Here is a 23982-nt window from a genome sequence, read left to right on the forward strand (position 1 = left end):
GGCTTGCGAAAGCCAACTTGCACGGGGCGAATGATCAAAAAGTGCTCGCTGGCGGTGATAGGGAAAGTGTCGGCGCCGGCTTCACGGATTCAGGTTTAATTAAATAAATAAAACCCAAGGCCTGACAATAAAAGCTTTAACATGAGATAAATATTCAAAATGAAAGCAGGCATCAAATTCTAGAGAGGGCTCTACAGTATGAGCTGAAACAGTTTGAAGCTAGCAAATTTGTAGAGGTTCTTGACACGGGAATGACGGAGCTTGCGCCTGTACATGACAACACCCCATTTCGTAGGTTTACTACAAAAATAGGTTATGTCACGAGAAACCGCAAATTATGTCATTTTATCCGGAATTTATGTCAAAACAGACCGGAAACGACACTAGAAATGGAGGCGGCCCCAAAAGCCACATCCCGGCACACGCAGCCACCACTACCGTTGCTCCCTTCCGGGCCTGGCGGGGTTCGCAGTTTAGCGTTGCGGGAGGACCTAAGGGGCCACCATAGTCGTATGCTTATGAACTACATACTTGCGCTGATTGGTGGCTACGCCCTGATTTGAACAGGGGACCCCATCATTATGAGTGATGTGCTCTAACCAGCTGAGCTACGTAGCCTTTTCGACATCAGCGGGTGCAGAGTATGCCTATATGAGTGACAAAAGGCAAGCCGAAACGGCCTGCCTTTTTTCATCGTGCGACTCACTAAGCGCAAACGGGCTTACAGCGCTGCTTTGACAACAGGCAGTGCTTCTTCGCCTTCACGCGTGGTCACGCCTTCTAGCCAAGCCTCGAGTACTTCCGGGTGATCATTGAGATACGTACGCGCCGCTTCGCGAGGTTCGACACCCTCGTCCATGATGGCGCTCATCAGCTGGTTTTCCATCTCCAGCGTGAATGTCATGTTGTTCAGCAACTCACCGACGTTCGGGCAGGACTCCACAAACCCTGCGCGGGTATTCGTGTAAACCGTCGCCCCACCTAAGTTAGGACCGAAATAATCATCCGCGTCGGAGAGATACGCCATCTCGTAGTTACTGTTCATCGGATGCGGCTCCCAGCCCAGAAACACCATCCACTTCTCATTCGGAACCCGTGCGCCTAGCTCCGCCAGCATACCCGCCTCGCTGGAATCAACTACTTGCCAGTCACCTAGCCCATAGGCGTCATCATCAATCATCTGCTGGATGAGCTCGTTACCGTCATTACCTGCTTCAATGCCGTGAATGCGCTGCTCAAACTGTTCTGCATGCTCGGCTAAATCGTTAACAGAAGTCACGCCAGCGTCATACACATACTGCGGCACGGCGAGAGTGTACTTAGCACCTTTGAGATTGGCGGTCAGACGCTCAACCTCCCCTCGCTCAATGTACGGGTCGCTGATCGAAGCCATGGAAGGCATCCAGTTACCCAGGAACACATCAAAATCGTTATTACGCATACCTGCATAAGCGATGGGCACCGAGACAGTATCCACACGGGGCTCGTAGCCAAGCGCTTCGAGCACTTCGCTGGCCAGCGCCGTGGTTGCCGTTATGTCTGTCCAACCCACCTCAGCAAAACGAACGCTACTGCATTCATTGGCAAACGCCGTGACTGGTAAAAAAGCGGTGATGAATAAAGTGCCCAAACGACGCGTTGTTACTTGTTTCATAAAGCTCTTCCCTCATGATCTGTTTTATTGACACACGCTCTGCAAACAACAGACGCAGAGGTGAGAAGCGATCAGGCATACTTTTATTGATTGAACGTTCAATAAAAAAATGCCATCATACTCAGGTAATCATGCCTACTCCTGCTTTTCAAGGTGAGGAGCCAATGGGCATTCAACGTCATTAGGAGATAGCTGTGCCTAAGGTGGGAATGGAACCAATACGCCGCCAGCAGTTAATCAAGGCCACCATGGCGGCCATTGATGAGGTTGGCCTTGCCGAAGCGACGGTGATGCGCATCGCCCGACACGCAGGGGTTTCCGCGGGCATTATTAGCCACTACTTTGGCGGAAAAGATGGCCTGCTTGAGGCTACCATGCGCCAAATTTTGACGGATCTAAGCGATGCCGTGGCCGCGCGACGCCATGCGTTAGAAGACGATTCACCGCGTGCGCACATTGGCGCCATTATTGAAGGCAACTTTGATCGTACCCAGGTCACCGGCCCCGCCGCTAAGACGTGGTTAGCCTTCTGGGCCAGCAGCATGCACAAGCCCGTACTTCAGCGGCTTCAGTATGTGAACGACCGTCGTCTTTACGCCAATCTTTGCCATCAGTTTCAACGGGTAATGCCAAGAGCCGATGCCCGCAACGCCGCTCGTGGCCTAGCCGCCATGATTGATGGTTTATGGCTGCGCGGAGCATTAACGCCCGAAGGCCTGGATGCCGCAGAAGCGCGCCATCTTGCGCACACCTATCTCGACCAGTTACTGACTCATTACGGATGCTATCAAGACGCATCCACTGCCGATTTTTATTAAGGAGATCAACATGGCCGTTCAAAACGTACAACCCCTCTATATTGGTGGTCGCCCGGTTGATGCCACCTCCGGCGAAACATTTACCGTTACCAATCCTTACGACGGCAGCCTGTTGGCCACTATCGGCCAGGCGAGCCAAGCCGATGTCAACAGCGCCGTTCAAGCAGCGCAGCGTGGCCAGCGCGAATGGGCCGCCATGACCGGTATGGAGCGCTCACGCATCCTGCTGCGTGCCGTAGCACTTCTTCGTGAGCGTAATGACGAGCTTGCTGAGCTAGAAACCCGCAATACCGGCAAGCCCATTAGCGAAACCGCCAGCGTCGATATCGTGACCGGTGCCGATGCTCTGGAGTACTACGCAGGCCTTGCCCCGGCGATTGAGGGCAGCCAAATTCCCTTGCGCGATAGCTCGTTTGTTTACACCCGCCGCGAGCCGCTAGGTGTCATTGGTGCGATTGGTGCCTGGAACTATCCGATTCAAATTGCCTGCTGGAAAGCCGCTCCTGCGCTCGCCGCTGGCAATGCGATTGTGTTCAAGCCCAGTGAAGTCACCCCGCTAACGGCGCTTAAGCTTGCCGAAATTTTCACCGAAGCAGGCCTGCCAGACGGTGTGTTTAACGTCGTTCAGGGCGATGGCCGCGTAGGCGCCATGCTGACCGAACACGAAGGCATTGCCAAAGTCTCGTTCACCGGTGAAGTGGGCACAGGCAAGAAGGTCATGGCAGCGGCCGGTGGCTCTACGTTGAAAGACGTGACGATGGAGTTGGGCGGCAAGTCACCGCTAATCGTGTTTGCAGATGCCGACCTCGACCGCGCAGCCGATGCCGCCATGATGGCGAACTTCTACTCCAGCGGCCAAATCTGCACCAACGGCACTCGTGTGTTTGTCGAGCGCAGCGTCAAAGAGGCGTTTGAGGCCAAGCTGGTAGAGCGCGTGGCGCGCATCAAAGCAGGCGACCCGATGGACCCAAGCGTCAACTTTGGCCCGCTGGTGAGCTTTGAGCATCAGGAAAAAGTGCTCTCTTACATTGCGCTTGGCAAAGAGCAAGGAGCGCGTGTACTGGCCGGTGGCGAAGCGTGGAACAGCGGAGAATTGGCCAAAGGCGCCTGGGCTGCCCCTACCGTGTTCACCGACTGCACCGATGAGATGCGCGTTGTTAAAGAAGAGATCTTTGGTCCGGTGATGTCAGTACTCGCCTTTGATGACGAAGACGAAGTGATCCGCCGCGCCAACGACACCAAGTACGGCCTGGCCGCGGGCGTGTTCAGCGAAAGCCTGAACCGCGCGCACCGCGTGATTCACCAGCTGGAAGCAGGCATCTGCTGGATCAACACCTGGGGCGAATCTCCCTCTGAGATGCCGGTCGGTGGCTACAAAGAGTCCGGCATTGGCCGTGAAAACGGGGTGGAAACGCTGAATCACTACACCCAGACCAAGTCCGTACAGATCGAGATGGGCCCGTTTGAGTCAGTGTTTTAACGACTGAATCAACACTCTCAAACATGGCGGCACAGATAGGCATTTTTACATCTTGTCTACCTGTGCCCGCTTATTACCCTCTTGATGAGAGAAACATTGATGTCTCAACCACGTGAATTTGATTACATTATTATCGGCGCTGGCTCTGCGGGTAACGTACTCGCCACTCGCTTGACCGAAGATAGCGATGTCAGCGTGCTGCTGTTGGAAGCCGGTGGCCCTGACTATCGTTTCGATTTTCGTACCCAAATGCCCGCAGCCCTGGCCTACCCACTGCAAGGCAAGCGCTATAACTGGGCGTTTGAAACCGACCCCGAACCGCACATGGACAACCGTCGCATGGAGTGTGGCCGTGGCAAGGGTCTTGGCGGCTCATCGCTGATCAACGGCATGTGCTACATCCGCGGCAATGCCCTGGATTACGATAACTGGGCCAAACAGCCCGGCTTGGAAGAGTGGGACTACCAAAGCTGCCTGCCCTACTTCAAAAAGTGCGAAACCCGCGATATCGGCCCGAACGACTTCCACGGTGGCGATGGCCCGGTCAGCGTGACCACACCCAAAGCAGGCAACAACCCGCTTTACCGTGTCTTTATCGAAGCGGGCAAACAGGCTGGCTACCCGGAAACCGACGACGTCAACGGCTACCAGCAGGAAGGCTTCGGCCCCATGGACCGCTTTGTAACGCCGAAGGGCCGCCGCGCCTCTACTGCCCGTGGCTACCTGGACACTGCCAAACAGCGCAGCAATTTAACCATCGAAACTCACGCCGTCACCGATGTCATTGAGTTCGATGGTAAGCGCGCCGTCGGCGTACGCTACGAGCAGAAAGGCCAGCCCCAGCAGGCACGCGCACGCCGTGAAGTATTGCTGTGTGGCGGCGCAATTGCCTCACCGCAGATTCTCCAGCGCTCAGGCGTCGGTAATTCGGAGTGGCTGAAAGAGCTGGGCATTCCCGTGGTGCACGACCTACCCGGCGTCGGTGAAAATCTGCAAGACCACCTGGAAATGTACATTCAGTACGAGTGCAAAGAGCCTATTTCCCTCTACCCGGCGCTGAAGTGGTACAACCAGCCGAAAATTGGTGCCGAATGGCTGTTTAACGGCACCGGCGTGGGTGCCAGCAACCAGTTTGAGTCCTGTGGCTTTATTCGCAGCCGTGATGAAGAGGAGTGGCCGAACCTGCAGTACCACTTCCTGCCTATCGCCATTAGCTACAACGGCAAGAGTGCCGTTCAAGCGCATGGCTTCCAGGCCCACGTAGGTTCCATGCGTTCAGAAAGTCGTGGTCGTATTCGTCTGACGTCCAAAGACCCCCACGCGGCACCGAGCATTCTGTTCAACTACATGGCCAAAGAGAAAGATTGGGAAGAGTTCCGCGATGCGATTCGCTTAACCCGTGAGATCATCGCCCAACCTGCGTTTGATCAATACCGAGGCAGGGAAATCGCCCCCGGCCCAGACGTGCAGAGCGACGAAGAGCTTGATAGCTTCGTCAAGCAGCACGCCGAAACCGCCTACCACCCCTGCGGTAGCTGCCGCATGGGCGAAGGCGAGATGGCCGTCACCGACGCCCAAGGCCGCGTACATGGGCTTGAAGGGCTGCGCGTGGTGGATGCCTCACTGTTCCCGGTCATTCCTACCGGCAACCTGAACGCGCCAACCATCATGCTGGCAGAAAAAATCGCCGACCGTATTCGGGGTCGCGAGCCGCTGCCCCGCGCTAACGTTGAGTACTACGTTGCTAACGGAGCACCGGCAAAGCAGGCGTAAGTGACACACTCGCCTTTGATAAAACGCCATGGCCTAGCGCCATGGCGTTTTTTTATGCCCCAACTGCGCTACAGTAAAGCGTATATAGCGAACGTATAACGGTGAAATGCTTGCACTTAGACAGGCGTCTCTGCGAATATTCAAACATACGTTTAAATACGTTCATTAATAACCATCCACGGAGATCCCCCCATGCTCACCTTACTACTTATCGTGCTGGCCGTTGCGGGCTTGCTCGTGGTGATGCGCCGCGAGGCAGGTGCCACCGCTGCCCTTGCCCTACTAGGCGTACTGGGCTTAATTGGCGTAGTGTTAGGCGCACCGATCATAGGCACGTTGCTACTCATTGCCGCCGCCGCAGTAGCCGTGGCGGGCCTTCCTGCACTGCGCAGCAAATGGCTAACCCCGCGTATTTTTGCCACTTTCAAAAAGGTAGCGCCGAAAGTATCGGCTACCGAGCGCACCGCGCTGGAAGCGGGCAGCGTTTCCTGGGATGGAGAGCTTTTCTCAGGTAAGCCCCAGTGGCAATCGCTGCTCGACTTCAAAGACGACGGCCTAAGTGACGAAGAGCAGGCGTTTTTAGACAACCAATGCTCAAAAGCCGCTGGCATGTGCAACGCCTGGGATATCGCCCGTGAGCGCGCCGACCTGCCCCAAGAGCTGTGGGACTACCTGAAAAAAGAAGGCTTCTTCGGCATGATTATTCCGAAGGAGTACGGCGGTTTGGGCTTCTCTGCCAAGGCGCAATCCATGGTGCTGCAGAAGCTCTCCGCCAACGAAACCCTGATGGTGACTGTAGGCGTGCCCAACTCTCTCGGCCCAGGCGAACTGCTGCTGAAGTACGGCACCCAAGAGCAGAAAGACCACTACCTGCCCCGCCTGGCCGATGGCCGCGAAATTCCCTGCTTCGGCCTCACCGGCCCCCGCGCGGGTTCTGACGCGACCTCACTGCCGGATACCGGTGTGGTATGCAAACAAGTCATTGACGGTGAAGAAGTGGTGGGCGTGCGACTCAACTTTGAGAAGCGCTGGATTACCCTTTCCCCCATCGCTACGGTTGTTGGCCTAGCATTCCGCCTTTTCGACCCGGAAAAGCTGCTGGGCGATGAAGAAGATCGCGGCATTACCCTGGCGCTGATCCCCCGGGATACTCAGGGTATGGACATTGGCCGTCGCCACCACCCGATTGGCAGCCCGTTTATGAACGGCCCGATTAAGGGTAAAGACGTGTTCGTACCGCTGGACACCATTATCGGTGGCCCGGATATGATCGGCCAAGGCTGGCGTATGCTGGTGGAGTGTCTCTCGATTGGCCGCTGCATCACGCTGCCCTCCGGTGCCACCGGCACCGCGCGCTATGCACTGGGTTGGAGCGGCGGTTTTACCCGCGTGCGTCGTCAGTTCAACGTACCGGTGGCCGAGATGGAAGGCGTGCAAGAGCCTCTGGCCCGCATGGCGTCATTGGCCTACATTTCGGCAGCCACGGTGTACCAAACCGCCAACCTGATCGACCATGGCGAAAAGCCAGCGGTACCCTCTGCCATCCTGAAAAGCCAACTAACCGAGTTCCAGCGCGTACTGCTTAGCGATGCGATGGACGTGCACGGTGGTAAAGCAGTGACGCTTGGCCCGCGTAACTATCTGGGTATTGGCTATAGCGCTAACCCAGTGGCCATTACCGTTGAAGGCGCGAACATCATGACCCGCAACCTGATGATCTTTGGTCAGGGCGCGATTCGTTGCCATCCTTACGTGCTGGAAGAGCTGGCTGCCAAAGATGCCAACGATGTGAAAGCCTTCGATAAGGCCTTCTTCGGCCATGCAGGCTTAATCTTTGGCAACGCGGCGCGCGCCTTCACGCTAGGACTAGGCCTTGGCAAACCGAGCGTTCCGTTTAGCGGCCCCGCTGTCGGTTATGCCCAAGATATCGCTCGCCTCTCCGCCGGTTTCGGCCTGTGTGCGGATGCTGCGATGGCCAGCCTCGGCTCTACGCTGAAAAAACGCGAAATGCTTTCCGCTCGCCTGGGCGATATCCTTTCCAACCTCTACCTTGCTTCTATGGTGCTCAAGCAGTGGCATAACGGCAATAAAGTAGAAGGCGAAGAAGCCCTACTGCATTACAGCATGCAGTTCCTGCTAAACCGCGCAGAGCAGGCCTTTGTTGAGATTTTTGACAACCTGCCAAACCGTGCGCTGGGTAAAGTATTGAAAGTTGTGGTGATGCCCACCGGCCGCCGCTGGAACAAACCCCACGATGACTTGGCCCGCGACATTGCCCAGCGGGTGTCTACCCATAGCGCGCTGCGTAGCAAGCTGCTTGCCAACACCTGGGACAAAGATGACGGCACCGTTAGCAATCCGCTGGCCCGCTATAACGCTCTGCTAGGGGATTATGAACGCGCGGAAGTGATTTACCGCACGGTGAACAAGGCCTATACCAAAGGGGAACTGCCGCAAACGGCACTCCACCCCGAAGCACGGGTAGAGGCAGCGCTTGAAAAAGGCTTGATCAATGAAGAAGACGCCGCCTTTATGCGCACGTTTGAAGCCGAAGTGCTAGAAATGCTGACCGTCGATGACTTTGCCTACGACGCCTTTGCCAACGATAAGTCGACGCTGATTGACCATAACGCGGCACCGGCCAAGGCCTCTTCGCCAACAGAAACCAGCGTCAAGTAGCCTACTCCCGACACCTCCCAACCTACCGGCCCTTTCTGGGCCGGTTTTTTTTGCCCTCTTTCTATGTTCTAAAACGAAGCAAACGAACATGCGCGACACCCAGAGCCAATCATGGCGCACCACACCGTTTTGTCAGCCGTTTGAAAAATCGCTTTTTTGCTCTTTTCTACGCCTAAAAGCGAATACAAACGGCCATCAAAAGCGTTGCAAGTTCGCAAATGATCAACTAGCCTTTCGTTAATGAAAATATCGCACGGGTTGGTTGCCACACAATAAACGCCCAATAAGTACGGCCAGCCACCCTCCCTCGCGATCAGCGCACTACGCCATTTATCGATACCACCTATCAATAACAACGACGCTAGCGAGATCGGCATGTCCTTACATTTGCAAAATATCGACCACGTCGTCGGGGGTCAGTCCCATATCAGTGGGGTTAACCTCGAATTGGAACCCGGTTCCTTTAACGTATTGCTGGGACGCACGTTGGCGGGTAAAACCACGCTCATGCGTCTAATGGCAGGCTTAGAGCAGCCCACCCGCGGGCGTATCTTCATGGACGGCAAAGATGTCACCGGCGTTTCGGTTCGCAAACGCAACGTATCCATGGTCTACCAGCAGTTCATCAACTACCCAAGCATGACGGTTCGCGACAATATCGCCTCCCCTTTAAAGCTGGCCAACACGCCTCAACAGGAAATTGACCGCCGTGTTGGCAGTATTGCTGAAATGCTGCATATCGAACATCTGCTCGACCGCTACCCCCAAGAGCTCTCAGGGGGGCAGCAGCAGCGCACCGCCATGGGCCGGGCGCTAGTCAAAGATGCCGACCTGATTCTGTTCGACGAACCGCTAGTGAACCTGGATTACAAACTGCGCGAAGAGCTACGCGATGAGCTACGCGAGCTGTTTAAGGCGCGCAACTGTATTGCCGTTTACGCCACCACCGAACCCAACGAGGCGCTTGCTCTAGGCGGCAATACGGCGGTACTGCATGAAGGCAAGCTACTGCAGTACGGCCCCACCGAACAGGTGTACCGTGAGCCCAACGGTCGTCATAGCGCCGAGATGTTCTCCGAACCGCCGATCAATATCGTGCCCGGAAAGCTGACCGCGACGGAAATCACTTTCGACCAGTCGCTGCACTTCCCCTGCGACCCCGGCCTTCAGCGGCTCACACCGGGCGATTACGACTTTGGCGTACGCGCCTCGCATATCACCCTTAAACCTCAGTCTGCCGATGATCTAGAACTGCCGGTACTGGTCGACGTTGCGGAAATCAGCGGTTCCGAAACGTTTTTGCACGTGCGTCATGAACGCTTCCCGCTGGTGCTTCACTTGGCAGGTATCCATGAGTTTCACGTGAACGACGCGATTAACGTCTACTTCCCGACGCATCAGCTGTACGCCTTTGATAAACAGGGCAGCACCGTGCATATCCCCTCTTCTGCTCAAGGGAGCGTTGCCCATGGCTGAGATTACCTTAAAAGGCTTGGCACACAGCTACAGCAAAACCCCTAGCAGCCATAGCGATTACGCGATTCGTCAGATGGACCACGTGTGGCACCAGGGCGGCGCTTATGCACTGCTCGGCCCGTCGGGCTGCGGTAAATCAACTCTGTTGAACATCATTTCCGGTCTGCTGGAGCCTTCAGAAGGCGACGTGCTGTTCGATGGCCACCGCGTGAACGAGCTGCCGCCGGAAGAGCGTAATATTGCCCAGGTGTTCCAGTTCCCGGTGATCTACGACACCATGACGGTGTACGACAACCTGGCTTTCCCGCTGCGTAACATGAACACCCCAGAGTACAAGGTCGACCCTAAAGTTCGGGAAATTGCCGATATCCTCGATCTCACGCCACTACTCTCTCGGAAAGCCAAAAACCTCACCGCCGATGAGAAGCAGAAGGTCTCTATGGGCCGCGGGCTAGTCCGCGATGATGTCTCCGCGATCCTGTTTGACGAACCCTTGACAGTGATCGACCCGCAGCTCAAGTGGAAGCTGCGCCGTAAGCTCAAAGAGATTCATGAGCGCTTCAATATCACCATGATCTACGTCACCCATGACCAGCTTGAGGCGTCTACTTTCGCCGACAAAATTGCGGTGATGTACGACGGTCAGGTGGTGCAATTCGGCACGCCACGGGAGCTTTTTGAAAAACCGGCGCATACCTTCGTGGGTTACTTCATTGGCAGCCCAGGAATGAACTTTCTGAGCGTCTCTCACCAAGCGGGCAAAGTGATGTTTGGCGAGCTGCCGCTACCGGTGAATGAGGCCGTTAGCCGCAGCGTGGCCGCCGCAGGCTCCAGCAATATCAAGCTTGGCATTCGTCCGGAGTTCATTACGGTCAGCAACTCGCCGGAGCCAAACAGCGTACCGATTGAAGTGGTCAACCTGCAGGACTTGGGGACCTACTCGCTGCTGAGCTTTACCTTGAACGGCCAGTTGTTCAAAGCGCGCCTGCCTGAAGGTCACGCGCCGGTAGGTGACGCTGCCCATGCAGTGTTTTCCGATCAGCACATCGCGCTCTACGTCGATGAATACCTAGTGGAGATCGGCCATGAATAATAAAGTACTCAATAACCGCGCATGGCTGCTGGTACTTCCCATGCTGGTACTGGTGGCTTTTTCGGCCATCATCCCCTTGATGACCGTGGTCAACTACTCGGTTCAGGACGTGCTGGGCCCTAATGCCCGCTTCTTCACCGGCACCGAGTGGTTCCACAGCATTCTGAACGACTCTGCGCTGCGCGACGCGTTCGTGCGCCAGATTCTGTTTTCCCTGACCATTCTCGCCATCCAAGTGCCTTTAGGCATCGGCATTGCGCTAATTATGCCTAAACGCGGCTGGCAGGCCTCAGCTGTCTTGATCTTGATTACCCTGCCGCTGCTCATTCCATGGAACGTGGTGGGCAGTATTTGGCAAATCTTCACCCGTGGCGATATCGGCCTCATGGGCTACGGTCTGCGGGAGCTAGGGATCAACTACAACATTACCCGTAATTCGGGCGATGCCTGGGCAACCATTATCTTGATGGACGTTTGGCACTGGACTCCGCTGGTGGCCATGCTCTGCTACAGCGGCCTGCGTTCGATTCCCGAGGCTTACTACCAAGCCGCGCGTATCGATCGTGCCTCTAAATGGGCTATCTTCCGCTACATCCAGCTTCCCAAACTCACTAACGTACTGGTCATTGCGGTGCTGCTGCGCTTTATGCACTCGTTCATGATTTACGCCGAGCCCTTTGTACTGACCGGCGGCGGCCCGGGTAGCTCCACCACCTTCCTGAGCCAGTCACTCGCGACTATGGCGATCGGCCAGCAGGATCTGGGGCCCTCTGCCGCGTTCTCGATCATCTACTTCCTGGTTATTTTGCTCGTGAGCTGGGTGTTCTACACCACCATCATGCACATGCAAAAAGATAAGAACCCGCACGGGGGAGCATGATATGTACCGCTTAGATAACGCCCAGCAGGGCGAGAAGTACAACACCATATTTAGCAGAACCACCCCGGCACAGCGCCGTAAACGCAATGCGCGCAGCCGCTTTCGCTCGCGGTTTCTGTTGGGGCTGTACCTGTTCCTGATGATCCTGCCAATTTATTGGCTGATCAATATGTCGCTGCAGACCAACAGCGAGATTCTGGGTTCCATGACGTTATGGCCCAAAAACCTGACGTTTGATAACTACATCGGCATTTTCACTAACTCCAGCTGGTACATGGGCTATGTGAACTCAATGCTGTATGTGGCGCTCAACATGCTGATCACGATTTGCGTGGCGCTGCCTGCCGCCTATGCGTTCAGCCGCTACCGTTTCATTGGCGACAAACACCTGTTCTTCTGGCTGCTCACCAACTTAATGGCACCGCCTGCGGTGTTTCTGCTGCCCTACTTCCAGCTCTACTACTCAGTAGGCCTGTTTGATACCCACATTGCCGTGGCCCTGGCCCACTGCCTGTTTAATATTCCGCTGGCCATCTGGATTCTGGAAGGCTTTATGAGCAGCGTGCCAAAGGAGATTGATGAGACAGCGTATATCGACGGCTACAGCTTTCCGCGCTTCTTTATCAAGATTTTCATTCCTATGATCCGCTCCGGTATCGGCGTCACGCTGTTCTTCCTGTTTATGTTCTCTTGGGTAGAGCTGCTGCTGGCACGCACGCTGACCGCCACCGACGCTCAACCGATCGGCATGATCATGACACGGACCTCCACCGCTTCGGGCATTGATTGGGGCACGCTTGCCGCCGCTGGTGTACTCACCATCGTGCCAGGCATTTTGGTGGTCTACTTCGTTCGTAACCATATCGCCAAGGGCTTCGCCCTGGGCCGCACCTAAGGAGCACCGCCATGACTTGGATGGTATGGACTACCCCGACTGCCATTTTCTTTTCATCCATTGCAGCGATGCTAGCAGGGATGACGCTGTGGGAGATTTTATCGCCCACCATCGAACGTAAAGGCTTTTTACCGATTAGCACTACTCGTGGCGACCGGCTGTTTATCGGCCTGCTTTCCGCCGCGTTTATTCACCTGGGTGTTATTGGCTTCACTACGCTATCCATCTGGATAGCACTGGCACTATCAGCGGTATGGCTGCTGGTGTTGATGCGCTGGGGTTAGGCCAACGGCCCACTCAGCGGATGTACGGCGGTATCAAGGACGCTCACGTTATCAAGGAAGAGCACAACAAAACGAGGTCAACATGCGTAATAACAAGTTCAAACTCACTACCCTCGCCGCTAGCCTCATGCTCGCCTCGGGGAGCCTGATGGCAGATGACCATGACGCAAGGGCAATCGCCGAGCGCTTGGTGGATGAACACTTCCAGGACTCGACGCTCAGCCGTGAAGAGCAGATTGAAGAGCTGCTCTGGTTTGCCAAGGCTGCCGAACCTTTCCGCGGAATGGATATTCAGACCGTGGCCGAGGGCTTGACCACCCACGTGTACGAAAGCGAAGTGCTCGCCCCTGCGTTTAGCGAGCTGACCGGCATTAATATCACCCACAACATTATTGGCGAAGGCGATGTGGTTGATACCATGCAGAACCAGATGCAGTCGGGCAACAGCATCTACGACGGTTTTGTAAACGACACTGACTCCATCGGCACCCATATTCGCTACGGTACTACCATCAACCTAAGCCAAGCCATGGAAAATGAGTGGGCGGATTACACCCTGCCTACTCTGGATCTAGACGACTTCATCGGCCTGCAGTACGGCACCGGCCCGGATGGCAGTCTCTATCAACTGCCTACCCAGCAGTTCGCCAACCTGTACTGGTTCCGCTATGACTGGTTCCAACGTGAAGACCTGCAAGAGCAGTTCCGTGAAATTTACGGCTATGACCTAGGCGTGCCCACCAACTGGACTGCCTATGAAGATATCGCCGAGTTCTTTACCGAGCATGTCGGTGAAATCGACGGTACCAAAGTTTACGGACACATGGACTACGGCCGTCGCGACCCGTCGCTTGGTTGGCGCTTCCATGACTCCTGGCTCTCCATGGCAGGTATGGGCAGCCCCGGCGTACCTTCCGGTAACCCGGTGGATGACTGGGGTATTCGTGTCAACGAAGATAGCCAGCCGGTCGGCGCAAGCGTTAGCCGTGGTGGTGCTACCAACTCCCCCGCCTCTGTGTTTGCGATGCAGAAAGCCGTGGATTGGCTGCGTGACTTCGCGCCACCTGAAGCACAGGGCATGACCTTTGGTGAAGCTGGCCCCGTGCCCGCCCAAGGCCACATCGCTCAGCAAATCTTCTGGTATACCGCCTTTACCGCCGATATGACCGACCCGTCTGTTGCTGTGACCGACGATGAAGGCAATCCATTGTGGCGCATGGCACCTTCCCCCACCGGCCCGTACTGGGAAGAAGGTATGAAAGTCGGTTATCAGGACGTAGGCGCTTGGACGTTCTTCGACTCCACACCTGAAGACCGCCGCACCGCTGCTTGGCTATTTGCCCAGTTCACCGTAGCGAAAACCACCTCGCTGGAAAAACTGATGGCTGGCCTGACGCCGATTCGCGAGTCTGACATTTTCTCTGAGCAGATGACCGAAATGGCACCCAAACTGGGCGGTTTGGTGGAATTCTACCGCAGCCCGAACGAGTCTAACTGGACGCCTACCGGTACCAACGTACCTGACTACCCACGTATGGCCCCGCTGTGGTGGCAGAACCTAGCTCCGGTCATGAGTGGCGAAGTCACGCCGCAAGAAGGTCTTGATAAGCTCGCGGCCGATATGGACAACACCATGAACCGCTTGGCCCGCGCCAACGTCTTCGACAGCTATGCCCCAGTGCTGAACGAAGAGCGCGACCCGCAGTACTGGCTTGATCAGGAAGGTTCACCGAAGCCGAAGCTTGACGATGAAATGCCGCAGGGAACCACCGTTCCTTACGATGAAATGATGGAAGCATGGATGGCGGCCGGTACCCGCTAATACCTGCCGGGCGGGCGAAAGCCCGCCCATTATACTGGTGTCATCAGCGGGTCCGCATGGCGTTCTTCACTGCTTGAGACCACACACCAACATGGGGCTTTTTCTTAATTAATTGGAACCGCTATGAAACTGCGTAACCGTAATGTCGAGAAATTGCACACTGATGACTTTGACGCACTGATTATCGGTGGCGGCATCAATGGTGCAGCAACCGCCGCCGCCTTAGCGGGCAAAGGTGCCAAAGTGGCCCTGATTGATCGTGGCGACTTTGCTGGCAGTACCAGCATGCACTCCTCAAACTTGGTTTGGGGCGGCATTAAATACATGGAAAGCAAAGACTTTGCACTGGTGCGCAAGCTCTGTAAAAGCCGCAATCACTTAATAAAAAGCTACCCCTCTACCGTTCAAGAAATTCGTTTTCTCACCACAATTACTAAAGGTTTCCGCCACTCTCCACGCTATTTGTGGGCGGGCACCTGGCTCTACTGGCTGATGGGCAACGGTTTTACGAAGCTGCCGCGCTTGCTCTCGCCTAAAAAGATCAAGCAAGAAGAACCGATTATTGATCTCAACGGTGCCGTTGGCGGGTTTGAATACTCTGATGCTTACCTGCACGATAACGACGCCCGCTTTGTGTTTAATTTTGTACGCCATGCGCTGAACTACGGTGCCGTGGCCGCTAACTACGTTGAGTCATTGGGCGCTGAGCGCGAGGGCGACATCTGGGTCACTAAGGCGCGCAACGTGATGGATGGCAGCACGTTCAACATCCGCTCTAAAGTGCTGATTAACGCCGCTGGCCCCTGGGTTGACCAACACAATGCGCTCACCGGGCAAAAAACCACCCACCAGCACCTTTACTCCAAAGGCATTCACCTCATCGTGCCGCAGCTGACAGATACCAAGCGGGTGCTGGCTTTTTTTGCGGATGACGGGCGGCTGTTCTTCGTAATTCCAATGGGTAACCGTACGTGCATCGGCACCACCGATACTCATATGGAGCATCCTGAAGTGGATGTCACGGCTGACGATATCGCGTTCGTTTTGGAAAACATCAACAAACGCCTAACGCTCGACAAACCGCTGACCCAAGACGATATTATCTCTACCCGCTGCGGCGTACGCCCCTTGGCCATTAAAGCCGATCAGGGCAGCGACCGGGATTTCTTGCAGCTATCGCGCAAACACGTGATCGATACCAACCCAGAGAGCGCGCATATCAGCATCTTTGGCGGCAAACTGACAGACTGCCTTAATGTAGGCGATGAAATTGCTGATGAAGTTAAGCGGCTAGGCGTTACGTTAACCGACCCGAACTTCCTTTGGTACGGCGAGCCGCCCGAAGCAGTCAAACAGCAGTTTATGGATCAAGCCAAGCGGATGAACCTGGATGCGATGACGGCTACGACGTCCTCAGAGCCACTCTCCTCGCGGCTTTGGCGACGCTACGCCGAACAGGCCATGCCTATGCTGGAAAAAATCCGCCAAGACCCATCCGAAGCCGATATTCTTATTGAGGGCACTGAGTACATCCGCTGCGAGTTGGAGCACGCCCGAGATCACGAGATGATCACCCAGCTTGAGGACTTCCTGCGCCGACGGGCAAAAGTGTCACTGGTCGTTCACCATGAGCAGTTGCGCCAATCCGCTGGTCTTAAAGAGGCGTGTCGCGTGCTATTTGGTGATGCCGCAGAGGAGCGCTTTGCTACTTACTTTGAAGAGAACCGTGATACCTCCCGCCCACCTTTAGAAGTGCTTTCTTAACAGTATGCAATTAACCTTAATCGCTTAAAAGAGCACTCTTAGCCATACTTATTAAACACGAAAAAGCCCTCTGCTAATTTAATAGCAGAGGGCTTAAAAGTGTTAAGCAAGCTAGTGAAGGGTTACTCTTCGTGCTCGACTAACAGCTGAGAGTCGCCCGCTAATACTTCATCCCATGCTTCTTCCAGTGTGCAGCCTGAACGGCTATCAATGGTGTCAATAACTTCGACAGCATGTTGGAGCGACTCACGGTTGCTTTTCAGCGCCAATACCAGCTTGGCTAAATCTAGTTTACTGAAAGAGCTAGCGATACGGTCAGCTTGTTGGCTCAATTCGATGCAGTTCATACTAAGTCCCTCATGGTATGGTCAACCGCTGCTTGCTATTGTTTAAACTTCGTTTATTAAATAATCAAGCAGCCATCTTAATTAACGACGAATGGTGACGTTGCTACTCATGCTGGGCCGGGTAAGTGCCCAGTTCGGTAACTGCGAAACGGTCACAAGCGTTACAAGACCTTCGCCTTAAGCGCCCTGGTAATACGGCAGCGCCTAGGTGTGTAGCAAGAAGCAGTTCGGCATATCGGGATAACAAAACACCGCCCTGATCCATGACTTCACTATGGGTGACAGACGCTATGCTCACAATGCATCATTGGCCGCAGGTGGGGTTGTAGTTTGACTACATCACGGCGTCAAAAGCGGTATTGGTGATGATTACTTTCAGGAAGGAAGTTAAACGACTGTTTTAACAGAGATCAAACATAAGAAGCGAGACTGCTAACGAAGTGATAAAAAGTAGAGACTCGCGAAGAAATTAAAAAGCGAGTGAATTTTACACCTAAATAACGATACATCCATACGACTAAGGGCGATAGCGACACTAGACAACAACCATAAAAAACGCCGCTATGCGGTAGCGGCGTTACATGACTTACTCAACTGTCGTAAATTTAGCTGGAGCGCACTCGAGAAACCGCATCTAGCCAGCCTTGATAGAGCTTTTCGCGAGTAGCTTCTTCCATGGTAGGCGTAAAGCTTCGCTCGCAGCGCCAAAGCTGCTCGATCTCTTCTAAGGTGTCGTACCAACCCAAGCGTAAACCGGCCAAATAGGCAGCCCCTAGCGCAGTGGTTTCTAGAATCGTCGGGCGATCCACCTGAACATTGAGCATATCGGCCAAGAACTGCATGACCCAGCTGTTCTTCACCATGCCGCCATCGACACGCAGGTTGCCCGGTGCAGCCTCCATATCATCGTTCATACAGTGCTGCAGGTCGCGGGTTTGGTAACACACCGCCTGCAGCCCCGCCGCAACGATTTCGGCAATGCCAGTATCGCGGGTTAAGCCAAAAATCGCGCCACGGGCTTTGGGGTCCCAGTGGGGCGCGCCTAGCCCGGTAAAGGCTGGCACCAAATAAACGCTGTGGCCGCTGCGGGTTTTCTGGGCCAGCGCTTCGGTTTCAGAGGCATCGGCAAACAGGTTCAAACCATCTCGTAGCCACTGCACCGTTGCTCCCGCCACAAAGATGCTGCCCTCCATGGCATAGGTGGGCTTGCCGTTAATGCGGTAGCCAATGGTGGTCAGCAGGCGATTACGCGATACCGAGGCTGTTTCCCCGGTGTTCACGATCATAAAACAGCCAGTACCGTAAGTGCTTTTACCCATACCGGGTTTAAAGCACGCCTGCCCAACAAGCGCCGCCTGCTGGTCGCCCGCCACCCCTGCAATCGGCAGTGGCGCACCCAGCCAGTGGGCTTCCACGGTGCCAAAATCGTCGCTTGAATCTTTCACCTCGGGGAGCATATTGGCGGGCACGTTAAACAGTGCCAGCAGCTCGTCATCCCAAGTTTGGTTATGAATATTAAACAGCGCCGTGCGCGAGGCATTGGTGGCATCGGTCACGTGCTGCTTGCCATCGGTCAAGCGCCACATCAAGAAGCTATCGACGGTGCCAAACGCCAGCTCGCCCCTGGCGGCGCGTTCGCGCGCCCCTTCTACGTTATCGAGTATCCAGGCAAGTTTAGTCGCTGAAAAATACGGGTCAATCAACAGGCCGGTTTTGGCCTGCACGGCCTCGGTGTGGCCCTCGTCACGTAGCGCCTGACAGCGCTCGGAGGTGCGCCGGTCTTGCCACACAATGGCGTTGTAAAGCGGCTTACCGGTGGCGCGGTCCCACACCACGGTAGTTTCACGTTGGTTAGTAATGCCTACGCCATCCACTTGTTCTGGCGTTATCTTGGCTTTGCTTAACACTTCGCGGCAGGTGGCAATCACTGAATCCCAAATGTCTTCGGGATTGTGTTCAATCCACCCATCTTGCGGAAAGTGTTGAGGAAACTCTTGCTGGGCAACTGCCGCTATTTGGCCTTGGCGGTCAAACAGAATCGCGCGGGAGCTGGTCGTGCCTTGATCGATGGCGAGAATAAAGGAGGACATATCGCGTTCACTTTGTTGTAGGATCTTTCGATTTTGTCTGTTTTGTTTCGTTTTATTATCATTCAAGGCTACTCCAGGCGTCTGGAATGCTCAAGTATGAAACTCTGCCACCTTAGCCAAAGCACCCCTAAGCGCTGTTGTAGCAGGCGCTAAGCAATGTGCAGCGCTACATCGTGTTGGGTGAGCAGCCGTTGAATCGCCTCGGGGGGCTTACGGTCGGTAAACAGCGCATCCAACTGTGAGATATTGCCCTGACGCACCACCGGATTACGGTGGAATTTCGAGTAGTCGGCGGCTAGATACACCCGGCGGGAGTTGGCAATGATCGCCTGGGCAACGCGCACCTCTTGATAGTCGAACTCCAGCAGCGAGCCATCCTCGTCGATGCCGCTGATCCCGATGATGCCGTAATCCACCTTGAACTGATTAATAAAGTCGATGGTGGCCTCGCCGATAATACCGCCATCCCGTGAGCGTACCTGCCCGCCCGCGATGATCACGGTGAAGTCCTCTTTATGCTGCAGGATGGCGGCCACATTCAGGTTGTTGGTAATAATCTCCAGCCCCTGATGCTCTAAAAGCGCCTGGGCAATCATCTCGTTACTGGTACCGATATTAATGAACAGCGATGCGTGGTGAGGAATGTGCTGCGCCAAGCAACGGGCAATGCGCTCTTTCTCTTCTAAGTGCAGGGTTTTACGGGTGCTGTAAGCAGTGTTAACGGTGCTGGACTCTATCCCAACGCCGCCGTGAACCCGGCGCACGCGGCCTTCGTTGGCCAGTGTATTTAAGTCACGGCGAATGGTTTGCGGCGTCACCGCGAAGTGTTCAGTGAGCTGCTCAATGCTCATATAGCCGTGCTGGCGAACCAGTTCGACGATGGCATCCTGGCGGTACTGTTGGTTCATAAGCCCGGCCTGTTCGATATTTGTTGGTCTATGTGCGTTATAGATTAGCAAAATTTTCGGAATCTAATAGCGCGAACATTCGAACAGGCCAGGTGCTGCCATTACTTTAGGCTATGTTAGAGCGGCCACACCCACAAAATCGCGGGAATGGCTACGGCCATCACCACAAGCGAAAGCGGCAACCCCAGTTTCCAGTAATCTCCAAACCGGTACCCCCCGGGGCCCAGCACCAGGGTATTCGACTGGTGTCCAATCGGGGTTAAAAACGCACAGGAGGCGCTGACGGCTACCACCATCAAAAACGGGTCCAGCGAGGCATCGAAGCCGTTGGCGAGGCTCGCCGCAATCGGCGCCATAAGTAGAGCCGCTGCCGCGTTGTTTACCACGTTGGAGAGGAGCATGGAGAGCAGAAACAGCCCCACCAAGGAAACGACAATCGGCCACTCTACGCCAAACCGCAGCAGCGCATCGGCAATGATATCAGCACCGCCGCTGGTCTCCAGCGCTTCGCCCACTGGCAACATGGCGGCAAGCAGCACAATCACCGGACCATCAATAGCCTGGTAGCCATCCCTTAGCGGCAGCACGCCAATCAGCAGCGATACTAGCGCCGCCGTGCTCATCGCAACAGCCGCGGGCAAAAGATCAAACAGCATCGCGACAATCGCTAGCGCGAAAATACCCACCGAAATAGCCAGCTTACGCGGCTGGCCTAAATGCAGCTCTCGGCTGGCCAGCGGCAGGCACCCTAGGCTCGATAAACTGTCGGTGATTTCGTTTTCACTGCCTTGCAGCAGCAACACGTCACCCGTTTGGAAACGGATATCCCGCAGGCGTTGCTTCAAGCGACCACCATCTCGGGCCACGGCCACTAAATGCAAACCAAACTGATGGTTGAGGCGAAGCTGCCGGACGCTGCGATTGATCATCATCGAATCATTGCGGACAACGGCTTCAATGAGCTGCAGGCCTTCAGTATCGACCGGTTGGCGCTCATCGTCCTTCTTAGCGTCAGTTTCCTGCTCCTGCTCCTCCTCTGGCTCTTCGGGCTCAGCGATGGCGCTTAGGCCTACTTTGTCTTCCAGCAGTTTTAGCTCATCGGGCCCTGCTTCCAGCAAGAGGATATCGCCCTCTTGGAGCACCCCATGAAACTGATAGCCCGCCCGGCGGTTATCTTCCCGAACGACCGCCAAGACTGGGATGGTCTCATCCAGCTCGTCGCGCAGTTGCTGCAGGGTAAGGCCGTTGGCTTTAGAGTCTTTGGTAACGTTGAGTTCTACCAGATAATTCGCGGTATCAAACATATCGTCTGCCGCCGCTTGACCGCTGCGTTTAGGCGTTAGACGCCACCCCACCAGCACAATAAACGCCAAACCAGCCAGTGCGACCACAATCCCGACGGGCGAGAAGCTGAACATGCCAAAGTTCTCACCGGTGATATTTCCCCGGTAGGCAGAAATAATAATATTGGGAGGCGTACCAATCAGCGTGGTCAGCCCTCCCAGCAGAGAGCCAAACGCCAAGGGCATTAGCAGCAGCGAAGGAGACGTATTGTGTTCACGGGCAAGCCGCATTGCCACCGGCAGCAGCAGCGCCAGCGCCCCTACGTTATTCATCACACCGGACAGCACAACGACAGTACCCACCAGTACGAGCAGTTGCAGCATTAAGCGCTCACCCACTTTGAGCACCTGATTGGCGATGACATCCACCACGCCAGAGCGCTCAAAGCCACGGCTTAACACCAGCACCGCTGCCACGGTAATCACTGCAGGATGGCCAAAGCCTGCAAAGGCTTCATCCGCTGGCACCAGCCCGAGCATTACGGAACCTAGCAGGGCCGCCAAAGCCACCAAATCATAACGAAACCGGCCCCAGATAAAGGCCACTAGCGTGAGCCCCAGCACGATAAACACCAGCGTGCTGGGGGTCAGTCCTAAACTTTCCAGAGTCATTCGCGTGCCATCTCCCTATGTTGTCGCTCCTCTTCCCTGACACGGAAAGCGTGGAGTGTTCAGCATCACATTAGGCGATGACTATACAGCCGTACAAGCACTGAAAAATAGGGAAAAATAGCGCGCGGGTTAGCGTTTCATTCGTGCCAGTAACCGCTCGACGGCTTCTAGATGTTCCGGCTCGTTGTGGCACATGCCTTGGAAAACGGCGCACACATCCAGAAACGGCTTTAGCTCCATATCCGTGGCCATTTTCATGAGCCGCTTGGTGAGGCGTGTCGCTTTCGGCGGCTGGGCCACGATGCGGTTGGCATGGGCCAGAGCGGCTTCCATCAGTTGCTCCGGCTCCACGACTTCCAGCACTACACCGTAGGCAAGCGCTTCATCAGCGCTGATAACCCGGCCTGAAAGGGTTAGCTCAAAGGCACGCTGGTAACCAATTTGGCGCTGCATAAACCACGCCCCGCCATCGCCGGGGATAATGCCTAGGTTGAGAAACGTCTCCCCAAAACTCGCCTTACGGGACGCAATACGCAGATCGGCCATGTTGGCCAAATCAAACCCGGCACCAATCGCTGCCCCGTTCACGGCGGCGATGATGGGCACTTCTACCTGATGAAGCGCCAGGGGCATTCGCTGAATCCCCGTGCGGTAGCGCTCAGCGACTTCGGCTACATCCCCCGCAAAATCGCCGCAGCGTTCGGCCATGTCTTTTACATTGCCACCCGCGCAAAAAGCGCTACCCGCCCCTGTGATCACCAACACTGAAACATCCTGGCAACGGTTCACCCATGCGGCGGTGGCGACGATATCATCCACCAGCGCCGTGCCGGTAAGCGCATTGCGCACGTCGTGGCGGTTAAGCGTGAGCGTTGCCACACGGTTTTCCAGCGTTAGGGTAGCGTCGGTTAATTCAGGTAGCGTTTGGCTCATGATTGGCGCTCCACGATGATTCGTGCATCGACGATGGCATAGTTAGCGGCAGAATGACCTTCTGGGTAGGCAATCACCGGGTTCAAGTCTAGCTCGCAAATCTCCGGGTAGGCCTCCACCAATTGGGATACCTGCATCAGCAGTGACACCAGCGCCTGCTTATCGACACCCGCCGCCCCGCGTACTCCCGCCAGCACTTTTTGCGCTTTGAGTTGATCGACCATGGACTGCGCGTCGCGCAGGGTCTGCGGCAGCGAGCGGAAGGCTACGTCCTCAAGCACCTCCACAAAGATACCGCCCAAGCCAAACATCAGCACCGGGCCGAAAATCGGGTCGCGGAGCATGCCGATAATCACCTCAACGCCCTTCTCCGCCATTGGCGTGACCAGCACGCCCTCTATCTGGGCGTTCGGATCGTAAGCCTGGGCGTTTGAGTGAATGGCCTGAAAGGCATCGCGCAGTGGGGCTTCACCCACCAGGTTTAGCTTGACCCCGCCCGCGTCGGATTTATGCAGAATATCTTTCGAGACCACCTTCATCGCCAGCGGCTTGCCCTGCGTACGCTGGGCGATCTCGGCGAGTTCGTCCTCACGACGCACCAACCACTCCTCGGGCACCGCGATACCGTGTTCCGCCAGCAGCCCCTTCGCCTCAAACTCCAGTAAATCGCGCCCTTCCGCCTTGGCCGCTTTTAGCATGGCCTTGCCTGTTTCCGATGGCGCGGCGGGCGCTATCGTCTCCTGCACTTGTTGGCTGGCCAGGTACTCTCCTCGCTCACCTAAGGCAGCAAGCACGCGCACTGCATGCTCAATCGAGGAATACACCGGCAAACCGGCTTCGTGTAAACGGCGCAGCGCAGGCGGCTTGATGGGTGCGTAGAGGCTGTAAATCACCAGCGGCTTCTCGGAGGCTTGAGCAAGCTCTACCATGCGCTCCGCGCCACGCATCTCGTCGCCCATCAGCGACTCCGCAAAGCGCAGGCTATACCCGCCGAACATGCCGACCAGGAAGACGCTATCGACGCCTTCATCCGCCATCACCAGCTCAATGCAGCTTGCCAGCAGCGAGGGGTTCGCATCCGAGGAGCCCGCCACGTCCACCGGGTTAAGGGTAGATGCCTGAGGCAGTAAC

18 protein-coding genes, 1 tRNA gene and 1 other RNA gene are annotated in these 23982 nt (G+C 55.6%); 11 read left to right on the forward strand and 9 right to left on the reverse strand.

All coding sequences use genetic code 11. From position 1 onward, the window contains the following. Positions 1-399: 399 nt before the first annotated feature. The 3 genes from ffs to BIS10_RS08415 all read right to left on the reverse strand — a co-directional run bounded on the left by ffs (position 400) and on the right by BIS10_RS08415 (position 1654). Positions 400-496: signal recognition particle sRNA small type (gene ffs / locus BIS10_RS08405), an RNA gene on the reverse strand. Positions 497-541: 45 nt separating this feature from the next. Further along, positions 542-618: transfer RNA gene (locus BIS10_RS08410), tRNA-Met, on the reverse strand. A gap of 103 nt (positions 619-721) precedes the next feature. Next, positions 722-1654, reverse strand: a complete 933-nt coding sequence (locus BIS10_RS08415) for a choline ABC transporter substrate-binding protein (protein WP_083023763.1) — start codon at positions 1652-1654, stop codon at positions 722-724. 194 nt (positions 1655-1848) lie between these two features. On the opposite strand from BIS10_RS08415, the gene betI reads away from it, so the two are divergent. The 11 genes from betI to BIS10_RS08470 all read left to right on the forward strand — a co-directional run bounded on the left by betI (position 1849) and on the right by BIS10_RS08470 (position 16618). Further along, positions 1849-2472 (forward strand): transcriptional regulator BetI, encoded by a 624-nt coding sequence (betI, locus tag BIS10_RS08420; RefSeq protein WP_253504315.1) that lies wholly within the window; start codon positions 1849-1851, stop codon positions 2470-2472. A gap of 10 nt (positions 2473-2482) precedes the next feature. Then, positions 2483-3952 carry a betaine-aldehyde dehydrogenase gene (gene betB / locus BIS10_RS08425; protein WP_253504317.1) on the forward strand — a complete coding sequence of 490 codons (1470 nt, stop codon included), beginning with the start codon at positions 2483-2485 and terminating at the stop codon, positions 3950-3952. A gap of 99 nt (positions 3953-4051) precedes the next feature. Next, the gene (gene betA / locus BIS10_RS08430; RefSeq protein WP_083023759.1) at positions 4052-5725 is read left to right on the forward strand and encodes a choline dehydrogenase; all 1674 of its coding nucleotides are present in this window, start codon (positions 4052-4054) and stop codon (positions 5723-5725) included. A gap of 192 nt (positions 5726-5917) precedes the next feature. Then, positions 5918-8404, forward strand: coding sequence for an acyl-CoA dehydrogenase (locus BIS10_RS08435; protein WP_253504319.1), 2487 nt, complete (start codon positions 5918-5920; stop codon positions 8402-8404). A 375-nt stretch (positions 8405-8779) separates the two neighbouring features. Continuing rightward, the gene (locus tag BIS10_RS08440; protein ID WP_083023753.1) at positions 8780-9880 is read left to right on the forward strand and encodes an ABC transporter ATP-binding protein; all 1101 of its coding nucleotides are present in this window, start codon (positions 8780-8782) and stop codon (positions 9878-9880) included. Then, positions 9873-10973, forward strand: coding sequence for an ABC transporter ATP-binding protein (locus BIS10_RS08445; RefSeq protein ID WP_253504321.1), 1101 nt, complete (start codon positions 9873-9875; stop codon positions 10971-10973). The genes BIS10_RS08440 and BIS10_RS08445 overlap by 8 nt, the downstream gene beginning before the upstream one ends. After that, positions 10966-11853 (forward strand): carbohydrate ABC transporter permease, encoded by an 888-nt coding sequence (locus BIS10_RS08450; RefSeq protein ID WP_062359363.1) that lies wholly within the window; start codon positions 10966-10968, stop codon positions 11851-11853. The genes BIS10_RS08445 and BIS10_RS08450 overlap by 8 nt, the downstream gene beginning before the upstream one ends. 1 nt (position 11854) lies before the next feature. Next, positions 11855-12748 (forward strand): carbohydrate ABC transporter permease, encoded by an 894-nt coding sequence (locus BIS10_RS08455; protein ID WP_044628029.1) that lies wholly within the window; start codon positions 11855-11857, stop codon positions 12746-12748. An 11-nt stretch (positions 12749-12759) separates the two neighbouring features. Further along, positions 12760-13032, forward strand: a complete 273-nt coding sequence (locus BIS10_RS08460; protein ID WP_083023748.1) for a DUF2160 domain-containing protein — start codon at positions 12760-12762, stop codon at positions 13030-13032. 82 nt (positions 13033-13114) lie between these two features. Next, positions 13115-14854: an ABC transporter substrate-binding protein gene (locus BIS10_RS08465; RefSeq protein WP_083023746.1), complete on the forward strand. Its 1740-nt coding sequence runs from the start codon at positions 13115-13117 to the stop codon at positions 14852-14854. A 123-nt stretch (positions 14855-14977) separates the two neighbouring features. Further along, entirely contained in the window at positions 14978-16618 is a 1641-nt protein-coding gene (locus BIS10_RS08470) for a glycerol-3-phosphate dehydrogenase/oxidase (protein ID WP_253504323.1), read from the forward strand. Positions 16619-16740: 122 nt separating this feature from the next. Here BIS10_RS08470 and BIS10_RS08475 read toward each other — a convergent pair whose 3' ends face one another. The 6 genes from BIS10_RS08475 to BIS10_RS08500 all read right to left on the reverse strand — a co-directional run. Then, on the reverse strand, positions 16741-16965 hold the full coding sequence (locus tag BIS10_RS08475) for a hypothetical protein (RefSeq protein ID WP_253504325.1): 225 nt from the start codon (positions 16963-16965) through the stop codon (positions 16741-16743). Positions 16966-17570: 605 nt separating this feature from the next. Then, on the reverse strand, positions 17571-19055 hold the full coding sequence (glpK, locus tag BIS10_RS08480) for a glycerol kinase GlpK (RefSeq protein WP_253504327.1): 1485 nt from the start codon (positions 19053-19055) through the stop codon (positions 17571-17573). A gap of 149 nt (positions 19056-19204) precedes the next feature. Continuing rightward, positions 19205-19963, reverse strand: coding sequence for a DeoR/GlpR family transcriptional regulator (locus tag BIS10_RS08485; RefSeq protein WP_083024102.1), 759 nt, complete (start codon positions 19961-19963; stop codon positions 19205-19207). A 116-nt stretch (positions 19964-20079) separates the two neighbouring features. Next, positions 20080-21918: an SLC13 family permease gene (locus tag BIS10_RS08490; RefSeq protein WP_253504329.1), complete on the reverse strand. Its 1839-nt coding sequence runs from the start codon at positions 21916-21918 to the stop codon at positions 20080-20082. A 129-nt stretch (positions 21919-22047) separates the two neighbouring features. After that, positions 22048-22851, reverse strand: coding sequence for an enoyl-CoA hydratase-related protein (locus tag BIS10_RS08495; protein WP_253504330.1), 804 nt, complete (start codon positions 22849-22851; stop codon positions 22048-22050). Continuing rightward, the coding region (locus BIS10_RS08500) for an acetate--CoA ligase family protein (RefSeq protein WP_253504333.1) at positions 22848-23982 on the reverse strand (1135 nt) is incomplete at its 5' end. The genes BIS10_RS08495 and BIS10_RS08500, both read right to left, overlap by 4 nt.

This window comes from Halomonas sp. 707B3 (assembly GCF_024158645.1).
Classification (GTDB): domain Bacteria; phylum Pseudomonadota; class Gammaproteobacteria; order Pseudomonadales; family Halomonadaceae; genus Vreelandella; species Vreelandella lionensis.